Origin of the sequence: Limobrevibacterium gyesilva (genome assembly GCF_025989185.1) — a bacterium.
Taxonomy (GTDB): Bacteria; Pseudomonadota; Alphaproteobacteria; order Acetobacterales; family Acetobacteraceae; genus Limobrevibacterium; species Limobrevibacterium gyesilva.
The window spans coordinates 1-16,739 of record NZ_JAPDNT010000026.1 but is presented as its reverse complement, the minus strand read 5'-3'; the positions used below and the strand labels follow the sequence as shown (position 1 = coordinate 16,739).

The 16,739-nt window shown below is 69.4% G+C and carries 15 protein-coding genes; 11 read left to right on the top strand and 4 right to left on the bottom strand.

What is annotated here, in order from left to right:
• Positions 1–27: 27 nt before the first annotated feature.
• From OL599_RS20225 to OL599_RS20195, 7 genes are all read left to right on the top strand, one after another.
• The gene (locus OL599_RS20225) at positions 28–312 is read left to right on the top strand and encodes a hypothetical protein (RefSeq protein WP_264715745.1); all 285 of its coding nucleotides are present in this window, start codon (positions 28–30) and stop codon (positions 310–312) included.
• Positions 309–1,826 (top strand): lipopolysaccharide biosynthesis protein, encoded by a 1,518-nt coding sequence (locus OL599_RS20220; protein WP_264715744.1) that lies wholly within the window; start codon positions 309–311, stop codon positions 1,824–1,826. The genes OL599_RS20225 and OL599_RS20220 overlap by 4 nt, the downstream gene beginning before the upstream one ends.
• A gap of 65 nt (positions 1,827–1,891) precedes the next feature.
• Positions 1,892–3,982, top strand: coding sequence for an NAD-dependent epimerase/dehydratase family protein (locus tag OL599_RS20215; RefSeq protein ID WP_264715743.1), 2,091 nt, complete (start codon positions 1,892–1,894; stop codon positions 3,980–3,982).
• Complete coding sequence (locus OL599_RS20210) at positions 3,982–5,073, top strand: glycosyltransferase (protein ID WP_264715741.1); 1,092 nt, start codon at positions 3,982–3,984, stop codon at positions 5,071–5,073. The genes OL599_RS20215 and OL599_RS20210 overlap by 1 nt, the downstream gene beginning before the upstream one ends.
• Before the next feature lie 256 nt (positions 5,074–5,329).
• On the top strand, positions 5,330–6,343 hold the full coding sequence (locus OL599_RS20205; protein WP_264715739.1) for a hypothetical protein: 1,014 nt from the start codon (positions 5,330–5,332) through the stop codon (positions 6,341–6,343).
• A 72-nt stretch (positions 6,344–6,415) separates the two neighbouring features.
• Positions 6,416–7,873 (top strand): UbiA family prenyltransferase, encoded by a 1,458-nt coding sequence (locus tag OL599_RS20200; RefSeq protein ID WP_264715738.1) that lies wholly within the window; start codon positions 6,416–6,418, stop codon positions 7,871–7,873.
• The gene (locus OL599_RS20195) at positions 7,873–9,201 is read left to right on the top strand and encodes an FAD-binding oxidoreductase (protein WP_264715736.1); all 1,329 of its coding nucleotides are present in this window, start codon (positions 7,873–7,875) and stop codon (positions 9,199–9,201) included. The genes OL599_RS20200 and OL599_RS20195 overlap by 1 nt, the downstream gene beginning before the upstream one ends.
• An 11-nt stretch (positions 9,202–9,212) precedes the next feature.
• Here OL599_RS20195 and OL599_RS20190 read toward each other — a convergent pair whose 3' ends face one another.
• Both OL599_RS20190 and OL599_RS20185 read right to left on the bottom strand, forming a co-directional pair.
• Positions 9,213–9,395, bottom strand: a complete 183-nt coding sequence (locus tag OL599_RS20190; RefSeq protein WP_264715735.1) for a hypothetical protein — start codon at positions 9,393–9,395, stop codon at positions 9,213–9,215.
• 46 nt (positions 9,396–9,441) lie between these two features.
• Entirely contained in the window at positions 9,442–10,575 is a 1,134-nt protein-coding gene (locus tag OL599_RS20185) for a GNAT family N-acetyltransferase (RefSeq protein WP_264715733.1), read from the bottom strand.
• A gap of 127 nt (positions 10,576–10,702) precedes the next feature.
• Here OL599_RS20185 and OL599_RS20180 point away from each other — a divergent pair, with 127 nt between their 5' ends.
• From OL599_RS20180 to OL599_RS20165, 4 genes are all read left to right on the top strand, one after another.
• Positions 10,703–11,467 carry a YdcF family protein gene (locus tag OL599_RS20180; RefSeq protein WP_264715732.1) on the top strand — a complete coding sequence of 255 codons (765 nt, stop codon included), beginning with the start codon at positions 10,703–10,705 and terminating at the stop codon, positions 11,465–11,467.
• Positions 11,427–12,518 (top strand): GNAT family N-acetyltransferase, encoded by a 1,092-nt coding sequence (locus OL599_RS20175; RefSeq protein WP_264715731.1) that lies wholly within the window; start codon positions 11,427–11,429, stop codon positions 12,516–12,518. Before OL599_RS20180 ends, OL599_RS20175 begins: the two co-directional genes overlap by 41 nt.
• 32 nt (positions 12,519–12,550) lie before the next feature.
• Positions 12,551–13,696 carry a glycosyltransferase family 4 protein gene (locus OL599_RS20170; protein WP_264715730.1) on the top strand — a complete coding sequence of 382 codons (1,146 nt, stop codon included), beginning with the start codon at positions 12,551–12,553 and terminating at the stop codon, positions 13,694–13,696.
• A gap of 160 nt (positions 13,697–13,856) precedes the next feature.
• Positions 13,857–14,810, top strand: a complete 954-nt coding sequence (locus OL599_RS20165) for a right-handed parallel beta-helix repeat-containing protein (protein WP_264715729.1) — start codon at positions 13,857–13,859, stop codon at positions 14,808–14,810.
• A 21-nt stretch (positions 14,811–14,831) separates the two neighbouring features.
• Here OL599_RS20165 and OL599_RS20160 read toward each other — a convergent pair whose 3' ends face one another.
• Both OL599_RS20160 and OL599_RS20155 read right to left on the bottom strand, forming a co-directional pair.
• On the bottom strand, positions 14,832–16,181 hold the full coding sequence (locus OL599_RS20160; protein WP_264715728.1) for a putative O-glycosylation ligase, exosortase A system-associated: 1,350 nt from the start codon (positions 16,179–16,181) through the stop codon (positions 14,832–14,834).
• Between the two features lie 35 nt (positions 16,182–16,216).
• A complete protein-coding gene (locus tag OL599_RS20155) occupies positions 16,217–16,432 on the bottom strand; it encodes a hypothetical protein (RefSeq protein ID WP_264715727.1) in 216 nt (71 codons plus the stop codon).
• Positions 16,433–16,739 lie beyond the last annotated feature (307 nt).

Genomic DNA, 16,739 nt, shown 5'->3' with positions numbered 1-16,739 from the left:
GGCGACGTAACGACGTAGAGAAGTGGCATGAAGATTCTCAAACCCCGCAGCGCCGCCCGGCCGTCCGCCGAGGAGGCGCTGCGCATCACCGCCTTGCAGACACCATCGCTGCCGCCCGCGCAGATCGCCTCGCCGGACCGGCCGACCACGCTGAACCTGCGCCTGCGCAGCAGCACCGTGGCGGCGCTGACCGCGCAGGCCAGGGCCGAGGGCCTGACGCAGAAGCAGGTGGTGTGCCGGGCTCTGGCCGCCGCCGGGCTTGCCGTGGCGCCGGCCGATCTCGAGGACCGCACGCCGCGCCGGCGCGAATGACCGACGAGGCGGCGCCGGCTTCGCTGTTGCTGAAGACGGCGACCGGCACCGGCTGGATCATCGGCTGGCGGCTGGCGACGCGCGCACTCGGCCTGGTCAGCACGCTGGTTCTGGTGCGCCTGCTGATGCCCGCCGATTTCGGCCTGGTGGCGCTGGCAACGAGTTTCGCCCAGGCGATCGAGGCGTTCTCCTGGCTCGGCATCGAGGAGGCGGTGATCCGCGAGAAGGATCCGCCGCGGAAGGTCTATGACACCGCCTTCACGCTGAACATGATCCGCGGCCTCGTCAGCGGCGCGGTGATCCTCGGCCTGGCCTGGCCGGCCGGGTCGTTCTTCTCCGAGCCGCGCATGGTCGAGGTGCTGATGGTGCTGGCGCTGGTGATCGCGCTGGATGGGGTCGAGAACATCGGCATCGTCGATTTCCGGCGCGAATTCGCCTTTCGCAAGGAATTCCAGCTCTGGATCCTGCCGCGGCTGGCCGGGATCGTGCTGACCCTGGCGTTGGCGGCGATGTTCCACAGCTACTGGGCGCTGATCGCGGGCATCCTGGCGCAGCGGGTCCTGCGGGTCGCGTTCAGCTATGTCATGCATCCGTACCGGCCGCGTTTGTCCCTGCAGGCATGGCGGGGGATGCTCGGCTATTCGCTGTGGACCTGGGCGATCAGCAGCGTCGGGCTGCTGCGCAACCGCGCCGACACCATCCTGATCGGACGCATGCTGAACCCGGCCCAGGTGGGCATCTATTCGGTGGGGGCCGAGATCGCCGCCCTGCCGACGACGGAGCTGGTGCTGCCGCTGTGCCGGGCCGCCTTTTCCGGGTTTTCCGCCGGTCGCCATGTGGAGCAGACGCCGGGCGGCACCTATCTGCGCATCATCGGCACCATGGCGCTGCTGACCTTGCCGGCGGGTGTCGGGATCTCGCTGGTGGCCGAGCCGCTGGTGGCGCTGGCCTTCGGCGCGCAATGGGCGCAGACCGCGCCGCTCATCGAGATCCTGGCGCTGGCGGGCACGGTGACGGTGCTCGGCAGCATGAGCGCCACGCTGTTCCAGGTGCATGGGCTGATGGCCGGGATGTTCCGCATCGAGGCCATGGCGCTGCTGCTGCGAGTGGTGCTGATCGCCGCGGGCGTGCAGGCGGCCGGGTTGGTCGGCGCTGCCGTGGCGGTGGCGGTGGCTATGGCGGTGGAGCAGGGGCTGTATGCCCGCGTCACCTTCCGCCAGTTCGACCTGCGGCCCGGCGACCTGCTGCGGGCAACCTGGCGCAGCCTGCTGGCGACGGCGGCGATGGCAATCGCGCTGCACGCGACGGGCCTGGGCTGGCATCGGGCAGGCGCCGGCGGCTGGCCGCCCGCGACCGGCCTGGGCCTGGGTGTGGTGCTCGGCGCCATGGTCTATGTCGCGGTCCTGCTGGCGAGCTGGCTGGCCGCGGGCCGGCCGGCGGGGGCGGAGCTGGATGCCCTGGCGCTGCTGCGGCGCCTGCTCGGGCAGGCGGCGGCGCGGCTGCGGGCGGGTTGAAATCGATTGAGCCCTGTTTCGTTGACGATTAGGTATCCGTCCATTCTGGAATCGAAGGCACCGCGATGAGCCGTATCTGTCTGGTGGGCGCCGGCTACATTTCGCGGGTCCATGCAGATGCGTTGAAGGCGATCCCGGACCATCGCATCACCGCCATCGTCGATCCGAACGAGGCCGCAGCGACGCGGCTTGCGCGCGATATTGGCGCCGGTGACGTGTTCGCGTCGGTCGAGGCCGCGCTCGCCGCCGATGCCTTCGACCGTGCCCATGTGCTGGTGCCGCCGGACCTGCATGCCCCGGTGGCGCTGACGCTGCTGCAGGCCGGAAAGGCGGTGCTGCTGGAAAAGCCGCTGGCGGCCGGAAGTGCGGAGTGCCGAGCGCTGCTGGAGGCCGCCGCGGCCTCCGGTGCGGCACTCGGCGTCAACCAGAACTTCGTCCATCACCCTGCCTTTGCCCGGCTGCGCCGGCTGCTGGATGCCGGCACGCTCGGGCGGCCGAACCATGTCTCCTGCCTCTACAACGTGCCGCTGCGGCAGATGGCGGCGCGGCAGTTCGGCCATTGGATGTTCCGCGAGCCCGGCAACATCCTGCTGGAGCAGGCCGTGCACCCGTTGTCGCAGATCGTCGCTTTGGCCGGGGCGGTGCAGGAGGTGCGGGCGCTGGCCGGGCCGCCGGTCGAGATCGCGCCGGGGCTGCCGTTCACGCCGGCGCTCGATGTGTCGCTGACCTGCCGGGCGCTGCCGGCGCAGTTGCGCTTCGCCGTCGGCCAGTCCTTTCCGTTCTGGCAGGTGACGGTGATCTGCGACGACGGCGTGGCGGTGGCGGACATCCTCGCCAACCGGATGTTCAGCTATCGCCGCTCGCGCTGGCTGGAAGCGCTGGACGGCATGGTTTCCGGCCTTGCCACCGCCGGCGGCATCGCCCGCGACGCCGCGCGCGGGATGGCGGACTATGCCGCTTCCACGTTGCGCCTGAAGGGGCGCAGCGATCCGTTCTTCGTCAGCATGCGCGCCAGCATCGCGGCGTTCCACGCAGCACTCGACGCCGGCGCCGTCCCGGCGCTGGATGGGCACTTCGGCGCGGATCTCGTGACGGTCTGCGAGACCATCCGCGACCAGGTGATGCCGAGGCCCACGCCGCGGCCGGCGAAGGCAGAGGCCGTGGGGCCGTGCGACGTGGCGGTGCTCGGCGGCACCGGCTTCATCGGCACCCACGTCGTCCGCCGGTTCGTGGCCGACGGCCTGCGCGTCGCCGTCATGGCCCGCAGCCTGCGCAACCTGCCCGCCGTGTTCGACGATCCGCGGGCGACCCTGCATCGCGGCGATATCGGCGATGCCGAAGCGGTGGCGCGTGCGATCGGCGACGCCCCCGTCGTGGTCAATCTCGCGCATGGCGGCGGCGGCGGCTCGTTCGAGGAGGTGCGCCGGGCCATGGTCGGCGGCGCCGAGACGGTGGCGAAGGTCTGCCGCGACAAGGGCGTGCGGCGGCTGGTCCATGTCGGCTCCATCGCCGCCCTGTATCTCGGCCCGCAACCGGCTGCCGTGACCGGCGCCACGCCGCCCGACCCGCAGGAGCACAAGCGCGGCGACTATGCGCGCGCGAAGGTGCTGTGCGACCGCCTGCTGCTGGATCTGCATGCGCGCGAAGGGCTGCCGGTGGTGATCCTGCGGCCCGGGCTGGTGGTGGGGGAGGGGAGCTCGCCCTTCCACAGCGGCGTCGGGCTCTACAACAACGAGCAGCACTGCATCGGCTGGAACGACGGCCGCAACGCGCTGCCCTTCGTGCTGGTGGAGGACGTGGCCGCGGCGATCCTGCAGGCCTGCCGCGCCGAGGGGATCGAGGGCCGCTGCTACAACCTCGTGGGCGACGTGCGGCCGGACGCGCGGCGCTATGTCGCCGATCTCGCGCAGGCGCTGGGGCGGCCGCTGCGTTATCACCCGCAATCCACGACCTGGCTATGGCTGGAGGATTTCGGCAAGTGGGTGGTCAAGCGCGCGACCGGCCGCCGCGTGCCGGCGCCGGCGCGGCGCGATTTCCTCTCACGCGGCATGCAGGCGAGGTTCGATTGCGCCGATGCCGTGCGCGACCTCGGCTGGCAGCCGGTGTCCGATACCGAGCTGTTCCGGCGCCGCGCCATCCTGGTGCACGCGCCCTGATGGCGGCACCACTGCTGCTGCATGTCTACGCGACCTTTGCGGTGGGCGGGCCGCAGGTTCGCTTCGCCGCCGTCGCCAACCGGTTCGGGCGGCGCTGGCGCCACGCGATCGTCGCCATGGACGGCGATCTCGCCTGCCGGGAGCGGTTATCGCCCGGGCTCGACGTCGCGTTTCCGCGGGTGGACATCCGCAAGGGCGACACGCTCGGCAATGTCCGGCGCTTCCGGGCAATGCTGCGCGCGCTGCGGCCGGACGCGCTGATCACCAGCAACTGGGGCTCGATCGAGTGGGCCATGGCCAATGCGCTGCCGCTCGCCCGCCATATCCATGTCGAGGACGGGTTCGGGCCGGAGGAGCGGGCGGCGCAGATTCCGCGGCGGGTGCTGCTGCGCCGGCTGTTCCTGCGCCGCGCCACGGTCGTCGTGCCGTCGCGGGTGCTGTGGCGCATCGCCACCGGGACCTGGCGACTGGATGTGCGGCGCGTTCGCTATGTCCCGAACGGCATCGATCTCGCACGGTTCCAGGTGACGGACCACGCCCCACGCGACGGGCTGGTCGTCGGCACCGTCGCGGCTTTGCGCGCCGAGAAGAATCTCGGCCGGCTGCTGCGGGCGTTCCGGCTGATGGCCGATGCCATGGCGGCGGATGCGGCCCCGCCCCGCCTCGTCATTGCCGGCGACGGGCCGGAGCGGCCGGGGCTGGAGGCACTTGCGGCGGAGCTGGGGCTTGCCGATCGCGTCGGCTTCATCGGCCATGTCAGCGAGCCGCAACATCTCTATCGCGGGTTCGACGTGTTCGCCCTGTCATCGGACACCGAGCAGATGCCGCTATCGGTGCTGGAGGCGATGGCGGCGGGGCTGCCGGTGGCGGCGACCGATGTGGGGGACATCCGCGACATGCTGTGCGACGGCAACCGCGCCTTGGTGACGCCGCCCACCGATGCGGCGCTGGCCGTTTCCCTCGGAACGCTCGCCACGCAGCCGGAGCTGCGCCGCGCCATCGGTGCGGCCAACCGTGCCAAGGCCGAGCGGGATTTCGACCAGGAGGACATGTTCCGCGCCTACGCGGCGCTGTTCGACGGGCCGGGGTAGGGGCCGCATTCGGGCGTTGTCGCGGGAATGTTTCGGGCGTTACACTAACATTCTGCCTATACTGGGAAGGCCAAGAATAAACAGCGTCGTGAGGCGCGACTGAAAACGTGGTTCTACGCATCGAGAAGCGGATCAGATGGCACAATTCGGCAGCGCTGCAGCCTACCCGGCGGGTTCTTCCTCTCTTGTTTCGCTGATTCAGAACAGGGAGTGGGGCAGGCTCATCCCGATCAGCGCCATACGGCCCGTTATTTTCTTGCTGGCGGCCTGCGTTGCCGCCTTCCTGAGCTACAAGGCCGTCTCCAACCAGATCACCGAGACCACCGTCCTGGGCGAGGACCGCGTCAGCCTGGCGCGCTACCTGGACGGTACCGCGGCGCGCCCGTTCGCCTACAGATATTTGACGCCGGTGCTGGTCAATTTCGCCAGGGACCAGGTGCACGTCCCCGCCCTGCTGCCGGACGTGCTGAAGGCCAAGACGGCGGTGCTGTGCGCCAGGGCGACCTCGGAACCGGCGCCGTCATGCGACAGCGTGGTGGCCTATGCGGCTGTCGCGGGCGCCTATTTCTTCCTGTTCCTGATGACGGTCTACGTCCTGTCGGAAAGGCTGTTCGGCAACCCCCTGATCGCCCTGGCGTCGCTCGGCTTCTCCTTCCTGGCGGTGAACGCCATCCTGCTGCTGGGCCTGTCCCATATCTACGATTTCGGCGTGCTGCTGTTCGGCACCCTGCTGCTGCTGTGCCTGGAATACCGCTGGAACCTCGTGTTCCTGCTGCTGCTCGTGCCGGCCTATCTGATGAAGGAGACGCTGATCCTGTATGCGGGAACGTTCTTCTTCGTGAACATCGGCCGGATGCCGCTCGCGCGCAACCTGCTCTACTTCCTGGCGCAGCTGGCGCTGTTCGTCATCGTCCACGGCGCGGTGCGGGCGCATTTCGCCGGGAACGCGGGCGCGGGGCACGAATACTACCTCCCTGAACAGATCTATTTCTTCACCGAACACATCAACCTGCCGATGCTGATGCTGATGGTGGGGGGGTTGCTGGCCGTGTTCTACGACTTCCCGAACAAGCAGGAGACGCTGCGCCGGGCCAGCATCATCATGATCCCGTGGTTCCTGCTGTTCGTCACCGGCGGCGTGCAGCGCGAGCTGCGGGTGATCTTCGAGATCCTGCCGCTGGTCCTGCTGCTGGCGATGGAGACGTTCGTCCGCATCGTGCTGGGAAGCCGGCCCGGCAGCCATGCGCAGCGGCAGGTGCAGGCGGAATGACGCGGGCTTGACCGGAACGAAAGCGGACGGTAACGAAAACGCATCGACCAGGTGGGAGCCAGAATGTCGCCGATGGACAGTCCCACCCCCACAACGAATTCCGGCGACAGCGCCGCGATCGATCGCCCGCTCGTCGTCGATCTCGACGGCACGCTGATCAAGTCGGACCTGCTGGTCGAATCCTTCTCCGTCCTGTTGTCCACCATGCCTCTGCGCGGGCCCGATGCGCTGGCGGCCTTGCGCGGCGGCCGGGCGGCGTTCAAGGCGCGGGTGGCCGAGCAGGTGGCGCTCGATGTCGCCAGCCTGCCGCTCAATCCGCAGCTGCTGGCCTATCTGCAGGCGGAGAAGGCGCGGGGGCGGCGCCTTGTCCTGGCCTCGGCCGCGCATGAGAGCTACGCACGCGCCATCGCCGCGCATACCGGCCTGTTCGACGCGGTGTTCGCCTCGGACGGGCAGACCAACCTGAAGGGTGCGGCCAAATCCCGCGCGCTGTGCGCCGCTTTCGGCCAGGGCGGATTCGACTATGCCGGCAATTCGCCGGCCGACCTGGAGGTGTGGAAGGACGCCGGCGGGGTCGTCGCCGTCAACGCCTCGCCCGGCCTGATCCGCACGGTCAAGGCGCGGTTTCCCGGCGCCGTCATCCTCGATCCGCGCGCCACGCGGCTGCAGGACTACCTGCAGGCCATTCGCGTGCACCAGTGGCTGAAGAACCTGCTGATCTTCGTGCCCGCCTTCACCGCCCATCAGTTCGATGTTCCGACCGCGCTGGCCTGCTTCGCCGCCTTCGCCAGCTTCAGCCTTGGCGCCTCCGGCCTCTATCTGCTCAACGACCTGCTGGATCTGCGCAACGACCGCGCCCATTCCACCAAGCGCCATCGCCCGTTCGCGGCCGGCACGCTCGACCTGGTCGCGGGGATCCGGTTGTGCTTCGCGACGGTCCTGGTCTCGACGCTGATCGGTCTGGTCCTGCCGTGGAAGTTCCTCGCCGTCCTGGCCGCGTATTACACGCTGAGCGCCGGCTACTCGGTCTTCCTGAAGCGGCAGCCGACGATCGACGTGCTCACGCTCGCCTGCCTCTATGGCATCCGCCTGCTGGCCGGCGCCGTGGCGATATCGGTCGCGCTGTCGCCCTGGCTGCTGATGTTCTCGATCTTCTTCTTCCTGTGCCTGGCGCTGGTGAAGCGCAGCACCGAGCTGATCGACCGCCTGAAGAAGGGCGCCGGCGATCCGCCGGGCCGCAGCTACCGCCTGGACGACCTGCCGATCCTGCAGACCATGGCAAGCACCAGCGGCTATGTCTCGGTGCTGGTGTTCGTGCTGTACGTGAACAGTCCGACCGTCGCGGCGCTCTATGCCTCGCCGGAGAAATTATGGCTGATCCCGATGATCCTGCTGTACTGGATCAGCCGGATCATGATCCTGACGCAGCGTGGCGAGATGCATGACGATCCCGTGCTGTTCGCGGCCAGGGACCGCACCAGCCTCGTCTGCGCCGGGCTGATGGCGCTGATCGTCCTGGCCAGCATCTGATGCCGGGCAGGAGGTCGATCCTGTCGGGCTGGGGCAACTACCCACGCGCGGCGGTGGAACTCGTCAGCGCGCGGGACGTCGAAACGGTGCTTGCGGCCATCCGCGCGTGTGACAGCCTGATCGCCCGCGGCAACGGCCGCGCCTATGGCGACGCCGCGCTCAATCCGCGCGCCACCCTGTCGATGCTGCCGCGCCGGCGCATCGTCGCCTTCGATGCCGAGGCCGGGCGGCTGACCTGCGAGGCCGGCGCGCTGCTGGGCGACATCATCGACGCGATCCTGCCGCGCGGCTGGTTCGTGCCGGTGACGCCCGGCACCAAGTTCGTGACCGTGGGCGGCATGATCGCGGCGGACGTGCACGGCAAGAACCATCACGTTGCCGGCTCCTTCGGCGACCATGTGGAGGGGCTGGAGCTGGCGCTGGCCGATGGCAGCGTCGTCCGCTGCTCGCCTGCGGAGAATGCCGAGCTGTTCGCGGCCACGCGTGGCGGCATGGGACTCACCGGCGTCATCCTGTCCGCCACGTTCCGGCTGATCCCCATCGAGACCGCCGTCATCCGCCAGCAGACGCTTCGCGCCGCCAACCTCGAAGAGGTGATGGCGCTGTTCGAGCGGTCGCAAGGCTGGACCTATTCGGTGGCCTGGATCGACTGCCTGGCGCGCGGGGCGGCGCTTGGCCGCTCGCTGCTCTATCTGGGCGAGCACGCGCGGCGCAGGGAACTGCCCCGGGGAGAGGGGCGGCTGCAGCCGATCCACAAGCAGCCGCGCCGCGTTCCCGTGGATTTCCCGAGCTTCGTGCTGAACCGCTGGAGCGTGCGCGCCTTCAACGAGCTGTATTTCCGCAACGGCCGGCCGGGCCAGGCGCTGATCGACTACGACACGTATTTCTATCCGCTGGATGCGTTGCTGGAGTGGAACCGGATCTACGGGCGCTCGGGTTTCGTGCAGTACCAGTGCGTGCTGCCGAAAGCCGCCAGCGCGGCTGGGCTGACCGCCATCCTGAACCGTGTGGCGCGCGCCGGCACCGGCTCGTTCCTGGCGGTGCTGAAGCTGTTCGGGGCGCAGGACGGGATGCTGTCCTTCCCGATGGAAGGCTACACGCTGGCGCTGGATTTCCGTGCGACGCCGGCGGCGCTGGCGCTGCTGACGGAGCTCGATGCGATCGTCGCCGACCATGGCGGCCGGATCTACCTGGCCAAGGACGCCCGCACGGGTGCTGCGATGGTGCGGCGCGGCTATCCGCGCCTCGCGGCGTTTACGAGCGTGCGCGATCGCACGGATCCGCAGGGCAGGTTCGCGTCGCTGCAGTCGCAGCGTCTGGGCTTGTGACGGGCCTGGCGTCAGCCCAACCAGGCGTTCACGACGGCAAGGCTCCAGGCGCCGAGCTTCCACAACACGACCCACAACGCCAGCGACAGGGCGAGGATGAACGGCACGGCCAGTTGCAATGGCAGGACGCTCTCGACCTGAGGTTGCGGAGCGGCAACGTCCGGCTGGTCCAGATAGAGATGCGTGTGACTCATCGGCTTCGCTTCCGGGGTGGCACCCCGCAGCATGCCCCCGGAATGATTAATCAGACCTTGCCGCCGCCGGTGCCGGCGGACCCGTGCGCCGCCAGCGGAGGGAAAGATCGCGCGCGGCGGCCAGCAGCGCCCGCGCCGACCACCAGGGCGACAACTCCGCCCAGTGCAGCATGGTTTCCGCGTTGGCGAGACTGGTCTTGTAGCGGTCGCCACCGGCGAGGAAGTCGTACCGGTCCATGCCCTCGGCGGCGTACATTTCGATGGCGAGGTGATGGCAGGTAAGGCCGGGCTTCTGGTGCGGATCGGAAACGGCGTAGTCGAAGCCGCTCTGGTAGGCGTACGCGCGGTCGCGGAAGCGGAAATTGTAGAGATAGCCGACCACCCGGCCGCCGGCGCTCACCCGCAAGAGGTCGACTTCGCCCGCCGGCATGGCGCGTTCGATCAGGGCGCGGTGGAAGGCGACGAAATCCGGATTGGCGAAGGCGCCCGGCCGGCCGCGGCCGGTCCAGGTGATCTGGTGCAGCGCGGCCAGGGCGTCGAGGAAATCATGCGCCTCCGCCAGCGTGGCGGCGCGGCGCACCGCGAGCGGCCCGGCCGCGGTGTAGCGGCGGGCGGAACGGCGGATCTGGTAGCGCGCATTGGCGCTGAGGCTGCCCAGGTAGTCCGTGCCGCCGGCGCGGATGCGGGCGAGGTCCACGAACGGGGCTGGGCGGGCGATATGGGCGTGCAGCACCATGCCGGGGCACTGCGCGGCCGCGTGCAGATGTGCGGCGTCCACGCCGCCCAGCACCAGGCGCCGGCCGAAACGCGGGGCGCGGCCGCCGATCGGCGCGCGCAGGGCCGCCTGCAGGCAGGAAGCGATCGCGTGGCCCTGGCCCGCTTCCGTCAGCACGCCGTTGTGCTCGACGAACACGGCGTCGAGCGCCGGAAGCCCGCTGGCGCCGAGCCACAGCGTGTCCGGGCCGGCCGGGGCGCGGCGGCGGTTGAACAGCGCCAATGCGACGAGGCGCCCGCCGTCATGGGCCTGCAGCAACACGGGATCGGGAAACCGGCGCTCGGCCAGACAGCCGACCCAGGTCCAGCTCTGGAAGAACGAGCAGGCCGCCCGCGCCTGCAGCGCCAGCCAGAGTTCGCCGACCGCTGCGAACGTGCCGGGCGCGGACAGGGTGATGCTGAGCATTGGACGCCGACCGAAGCGGCGGCGCACGGGTTTGTCAATCGGAGGCAACGATCCGGCGGTGGGCGGGCTGCCTTTTCCTGCGGCGCCGCATCGTGCAGTTTCGCGGGCCCCGAACCCCGAGGGCCGCGTGTCGCTCAATTCCCTGCCGTTAGCGCTGCTGATACCGCCGCTGAACCTGGCCGTTGCCGGCGTCTTCGGGCTGGCGCTGGTGCGGCACTGGCCACGGCTCGGGCGGTTGCTGTGCGGCCTGTCGGCGGTCGGGTTGTTCGTCTTCTCGCTGCCGGTGACGAGCCTGCTGCTGATCGCCTCGCTGGAAGCGGGGCTGGCGCGCACGCCGGTGCCGCCGGCCGATCCCGCGCCCGATCCGCCGGAGGCGATCGTCATCCTCAGTGGCGACGCGGCCTATGGCGGCACCGGCGGCATTCTGCCGGGCAGCGGCATCGGCGCCATGACGCTGGACCGGATGCGCGCCGGCGCCGTGCTGCACCGGCGGACCGGCCTGCCCGTGCTGGTGAGCGGTGGTCAGCTTGAACCCGGCGCGGCGCCGATCGCCACCCAGATGGCGCGCAGCCTGCAGGACGAGTTCTCGACCCCGGTGCGCTGGATCGAGCCGATCTCGGCCGACACCTGGCAGAACGCCAAGTTCAGCGCGGCCATCCTGCGGGCGGCCGGCATTCGCTCCGTCTATGTCGTGACCAATGCCTGGCACCTGCGCCGCGCCCGGATCGCCTTCGCGCATTTCGGCATCGCCGTGACGCCGGCGCCGCTGCGCTTCGCCCGGCTGCCCCGGTTCGAGTTCGACGAATTCGTGCCGCATGCCTCGTCCTGGCTGTACAGCTATTTCGCGATGCATGAGTGGATCGGCTGTGCCTATTACGCCCTGCGCCGCTAGCACCGGCGTCGAAGTCTTCGCGAGCCTCGACGCCGTGCCGCCGGACTGTGCGGCGCTGCTCGACGCCGGATCGGCGGCGGGATTCTTCGCCACGCGGGCGTGGTGGCGGACCATGCAGGAGGCCGGGCTGCCTGAAGGCGCGGCGCCGCGCTTCCTGCTGTGCCGTGACAGCGGCGCGCCGGCCGCATTGTTGCCGATGCTGGCGTTGGACGGCGGGCGCACGCTGCAAAGCCTGACCAACCCCTATACCTGCCTGTACCGGCCGGTGCTGCCGCCCGGGCGCGACGCGGCGGCGCTGCACCGGGCCGGGGCGGCGCTCGGCCGCTATTGCCGGGGGTGGCCCGCGGTGCGGCTGGATGCGCTGGACCGCGACGACGCCGGTCTGGCGGCGTTGCTGGCGGGCATGCGCAGTGCCGGGATCGTCACAGCCCCGTTCGACCATTTCGGCAACTGGCACGAGCCGGTGGCCGGCCTGTCCTGGGCGCAATACCTGCACACGCGGCACGGCGCGCTGCGCGAGACGATCCGCCGCAAGCTGCGCCGCGCCGGGGAGGTGGCGCACGAGGTCGTGGCCGATCCCGGCTGCCTCGCCGCCGGCATCGCCGCGTACGAGGACGTCTATGCCCGCAGCTGGAAGGTTCCCGAGCCCTATCCGCGGTTCAACGCGCAGATGATGCGCCACGCGGCCGAGCTCGGCGCCCTGCGCCTGGGCATCCTGCGCGCCGCGGGGCAGCCGGTCGCGGCACAGATCTGGATCGTCATGAACGGGCAGGCGGCGGTGCTGAAGCTCGCGCATGACGAGGCGTTCAAGGCGTTGTCGCCGGGCACGCTGCTGACCGCGCTGATGATCCGCGACCTGCTGGACCAGGAGCATGTCGCCGAGCTGGATTTCGGCCGCGGCGACGATCCCTACAAGCAGCTTTGGGCCGGGCAGCGGCGCCAGCGGGTCGGCGTGCTGCTGATCAACCCGCGGCGGCCGCGCGGGCTCGCGCTGCTCGCCCGCCACCTGCTCGGCCGCGCCCGCCGCTGGACGGCGCATCGGCGCGCCTGATACGCGTCCAACACGACACCAAGGACGGCCGCATGCGCATCCTCTACAGCCACCGCATCCAGTCGCGCGACGGACAGAGCGTGCATGTCGAGGAGCTGGTGACGGCGTTCATGCAGGAGGGGCACGAGGTCCGCGTGGTCGGCCCCAGCTTCTACCAGCATGCCGGCTTCGGCGGCGGCAGCAGCACCGTCGCCGCGCTGCGCCGGCTGCTGCCGGGGGCGTTGGGCGAGCTGGCCGAGCTTGCCTACAACATCCCCGCCTATCTTCGGCTGCGCCGTGCCTGCCGGGAGTTCAGGCCCGACCTGATCTACGAGCGCTACAACCTCTACTACCTCGCCGGCGCCTGGCTCGCCCGCCGGACCGGGCTGCCGTATTTCCTGGAAGTCAATTCGCCGCTCGCCGACGAGCGCATCCGCTTCGGCGGCCTGCGGCTGCGGCGCCTGGCGCACGCGCTGGAATGCCGCGTCTGGCGCTCGGCCACCCGCGTGCTGGCGGTGACCGGCGTGCTGAAGGACATCATCGCGGCGGCGGGCGCCGATGCCGCGCGCATCGAGGTGGTGCCGAACGGCGTGGTGCTGGACCGCTTCCTGCCCGCGCCCTTCGCCCCCGGCACCGCCGCGTCGCGGCCGCTGGTGCTGGGCTTCGTCGGCTTCGTGCGCAGCTGGCACGGGCTCGATGCGGTGATCCGTGCGATCGCCGCACAGGGCGCGGCCGCGCCGCCGGTCTCGCTCGTCGTCATCGGCGAGGGACCGGCGCGGGCTGATCTGGAGCAACTGGCGGCGGAGCTGGGCATCGCTGGCCGCGTCCGCTTCACCGGCCTCGTCGACCACAACCGCGTGCCAGACCTGGTCGCCGAATTCGACATCGCCTTGCAACCGAAGGTGGTGGCCTATGCCTCGCCGCTGAAGATCTTCGACTACATGGCCGCCGGCCGTGCCATCGTGGCACCGGACCAGCCGAACATCCGCGAGATCCTGGAACACGAACGCACGGCCCTGCTGTTCGACCCCGCCGAGGATGGCGCGCTGTGGCGGGCGATCGCGCGGCTGATCGACGATCCCGGGCTGCGGACCCGCCTCGGCGCCGCCGCCCGCGCGGAACTGGAGCGGCGGGACTACACTTGGCGCGGCAATGCCCGGCACATCGCCGCCCGCCTTGCCGCCGCCCGCGCCGATTGAGATCGCCGGTAACCGGGTCTGGAGCATGATCGGTGCAGACAGAAGCACCGATCATGCTCCAGGTCTTTGCTTTGCCGCGTGATTCACGCCTCCGTGTGATTCCACCTGTGGCGATCACGCTCTAGACTGCGCCACGTCGCTGGACAGATCAGGAGCTCCCATGTCTCTCACTAGCAGCCTGTTGCGCCGCGCCCGCACGCCGCTTCTTGTCCTGGCACTCGCGCCGGCGATGTCATGTAGCGTCGCCGCGAAGACGCTCGAGGTCGGGCCCGACAAGACCTACAAGCTGCCATCGGCCGCCATCGCTGCGGCCGGGGACGGCGACAAGATTCTGATTGCCGCAGGGGAATATTTCGATTGCGCGATCGTGCCGGCAAACAACCTCACCATCGAGGGCACGGGCCCGGACGCCTCGGCGGTGATGACCGACAAGACCTGTGGCGGCAAGGGCTTGCTGGTGACGACGGGCAAGAACATCACCGTCCGCAACCTGACGCTGACCCGTGCGCGCGTGCCCGACGGCAACGGCGCCGGCATCCGGTCGGAAGGCGAGGGCCTGACCGTCGAGCGGGTCAAGTTCGTCAACAACCAGAACGGCCTGCTCGCCAATCCGACCCCGCAGGGACAGATCATCATCCGCAACAGCGAGTTCATCCGCAACGGCGCCTGCAACCCGGCCTGCGCCCACGGCATCTACGTGAACGAGCTGGCGCTGCTGCGCATCGAGAACTCGAAGTTCACGGAGACGCGCAATGCCCACCACATCAAGTCGCGCGCGGCCCGCACCGAGGTGATCGGCTGCGACATCTCAGACGGGCCGAACGGCACGGCGAGCTACGAAATCGATATCCCCAACGGCGGTTCGCTGGTGCTGCGCGACAGCAGGCTGGAGAAGGGACCGAAGGCGGAGAACCATTCGGCGGCGATCTCGATCGGCGCCGAGGGCGTGAACCAGATGACCCGCGAGATCACCATCGCCAACAACAGCTTCCGCAACGCCGGCAACTTCCCCACCACCTTCGTCGTCAACATGACCGCGACCGAGGCGATGCTGAAAGGCAACAAGCTCTCGGGCACGGTGGAGCCCCTGAAGGGCGACGGCGAGGTGCAGTAGGGGGCTCTGGCCGGTATCGCTCTACCGCAGCAATCCCGCCGCGGGCAGCATGGCCGCCCTGGCCGTGCCGCCCGGCACGGCCGCCCGCGCCGCCGCCTGTTCGAGTTTCTCGACCCGGTGCAGGTATTCGCGCACGCAGACCGGCAGGGCGATGAAGTACCAGACCGAGGCCTGGAAGCCGATGCCGATGAAGCAGCCGCAGGCCATCACCGTCAGCAGCGACGTCATCAACGTGCGCGAGAGGTCATGCAGCCACAGCAGATGCGGCTGATTGCGCGTTCGCCGGGAGACGCGGAACAGGTAAAGCAGGCTCATCAGTTGCAGTGACACGAACATGATCAGGCCGGGGAAGCCGTGCTCGCCCAGGACCTCGATATACATGTTGTGGAAGGCCTTGCCGGCGACCATGTGCGGGGGCTGGCCGTCCACTCCCGGAAATTCGAAGCGATTGATCCGGTAGCTGTCGAAGCCGCCGCCCAGCGGATGCTCCATCGCGTAGGCGATAGTCCATTTCCACACGAGGATCCGTCCCAGCGCCGAGCTCTCCTCCTGGTAGTCGGTCGTGGTGCTGATGCGCTGGTCCCAGGAGTCCGAGGTGACGGCGCCGAAGGCGACCACCGCGACCGCCAGGGCTGCCGAAAACAGGATCTTCCGGCGTGACTGCAGCCACAGGAAGACGCCGACGACGACGAACCCGACGAGAGCGGTCCGCGCATATGTCCCGATGGCGCAGAGTATTGCCACGCCGACCATGCAGAAATAGCCGAGGTCGCGCAGCTTCCACTTCGGCAGCAGGATGGAGTGGGTGCGCAAGTACAGGATGATCGGGATCAACGCGATGCTGATCGAGGCCAGCGTGCTGCTTTCGGCCAGCAGCGAATTGTTCCTGAAGATGCCGAGCTCCCGCCCATAGGCGCTGCCCGAGATCAGGCTCTTGATGGCGAGGGGCATCATGTGCAGCGTCACGCCGAACAGGAACACCTGCAGGAAGGCCTCGATCTGTACGCGCGAGCGGATGACCAGGGTCAGGAACGCCGAGAACATCACGGTCTTGAAGGCCCAGTCCCATTTGATCCAGGCCGCGTCTGGCACTTCCGCCCATTGCAGGGTCAGCGTGACCCACAGGCCGAAGGCCAGGGTGATCGCGGCATGCGCGGTGAAGCGTGGCGGGGCGCGCCGGTCGGCAATGAAATAGGCCGCGATCGCGGCGACGCCGATGACCATCGAGGCCGGGATCATGGCGACGAAGTCGCTGATGTACTGCGGATAGAACGTATCGACCCAGAGATAGCCGAGAGTCAGGACGAAGGGCGTGGTCGCGCCGACGACGAAGAACGATACGTAGATGAGGGCGATGTAGAGGTCGCGCATCGCGGCAGCTCTTCCCGGGAGGCCCTGTCCGCCGGCTAGCGCCGGGGGCCGGCCGGGTCGCGAGGCTGGGGTCGGTTCGGGCCGCCGAGACGACGCTGCGCCGCCTCCCGCGCCGCTGCCTCCTGCTTCTTCGCCTGCTCATGCAGCGCCTTGGTTTCGAACCAGGGCAGGACGCGGTCCAGCGTGGCCGCGCGGACGATGATGAACAGCGTGACCAGGGTGCTGAACAGGATGGTGAAGTTGTCGATCATCGTGGCGTCCGATGCATGGTGGAGACATCTGCGGCGGCGTCCGCCCGGGATCATGGCGATGCACGGACAGGCAAACCGGACCGGCATCGGCCGCGGCCTGGCGCGCAGCATAGTCGAACACCACCCTGCCGTCACGGCGATGCAAGGCCGATCCCTATTGCGCCAGCGCGTGCGGCGCGCTCAGTGCCAGCAGCCGGGCCTCGCTCGCCACCTTGGCGTCGTTGCCGCGGATGCGGTACAGCCGCAGCTCGGGCGAGACGCTCGGGTCGCGGTAGATCAGCTCCCAGCGGTCCGGATACAGCGCCTG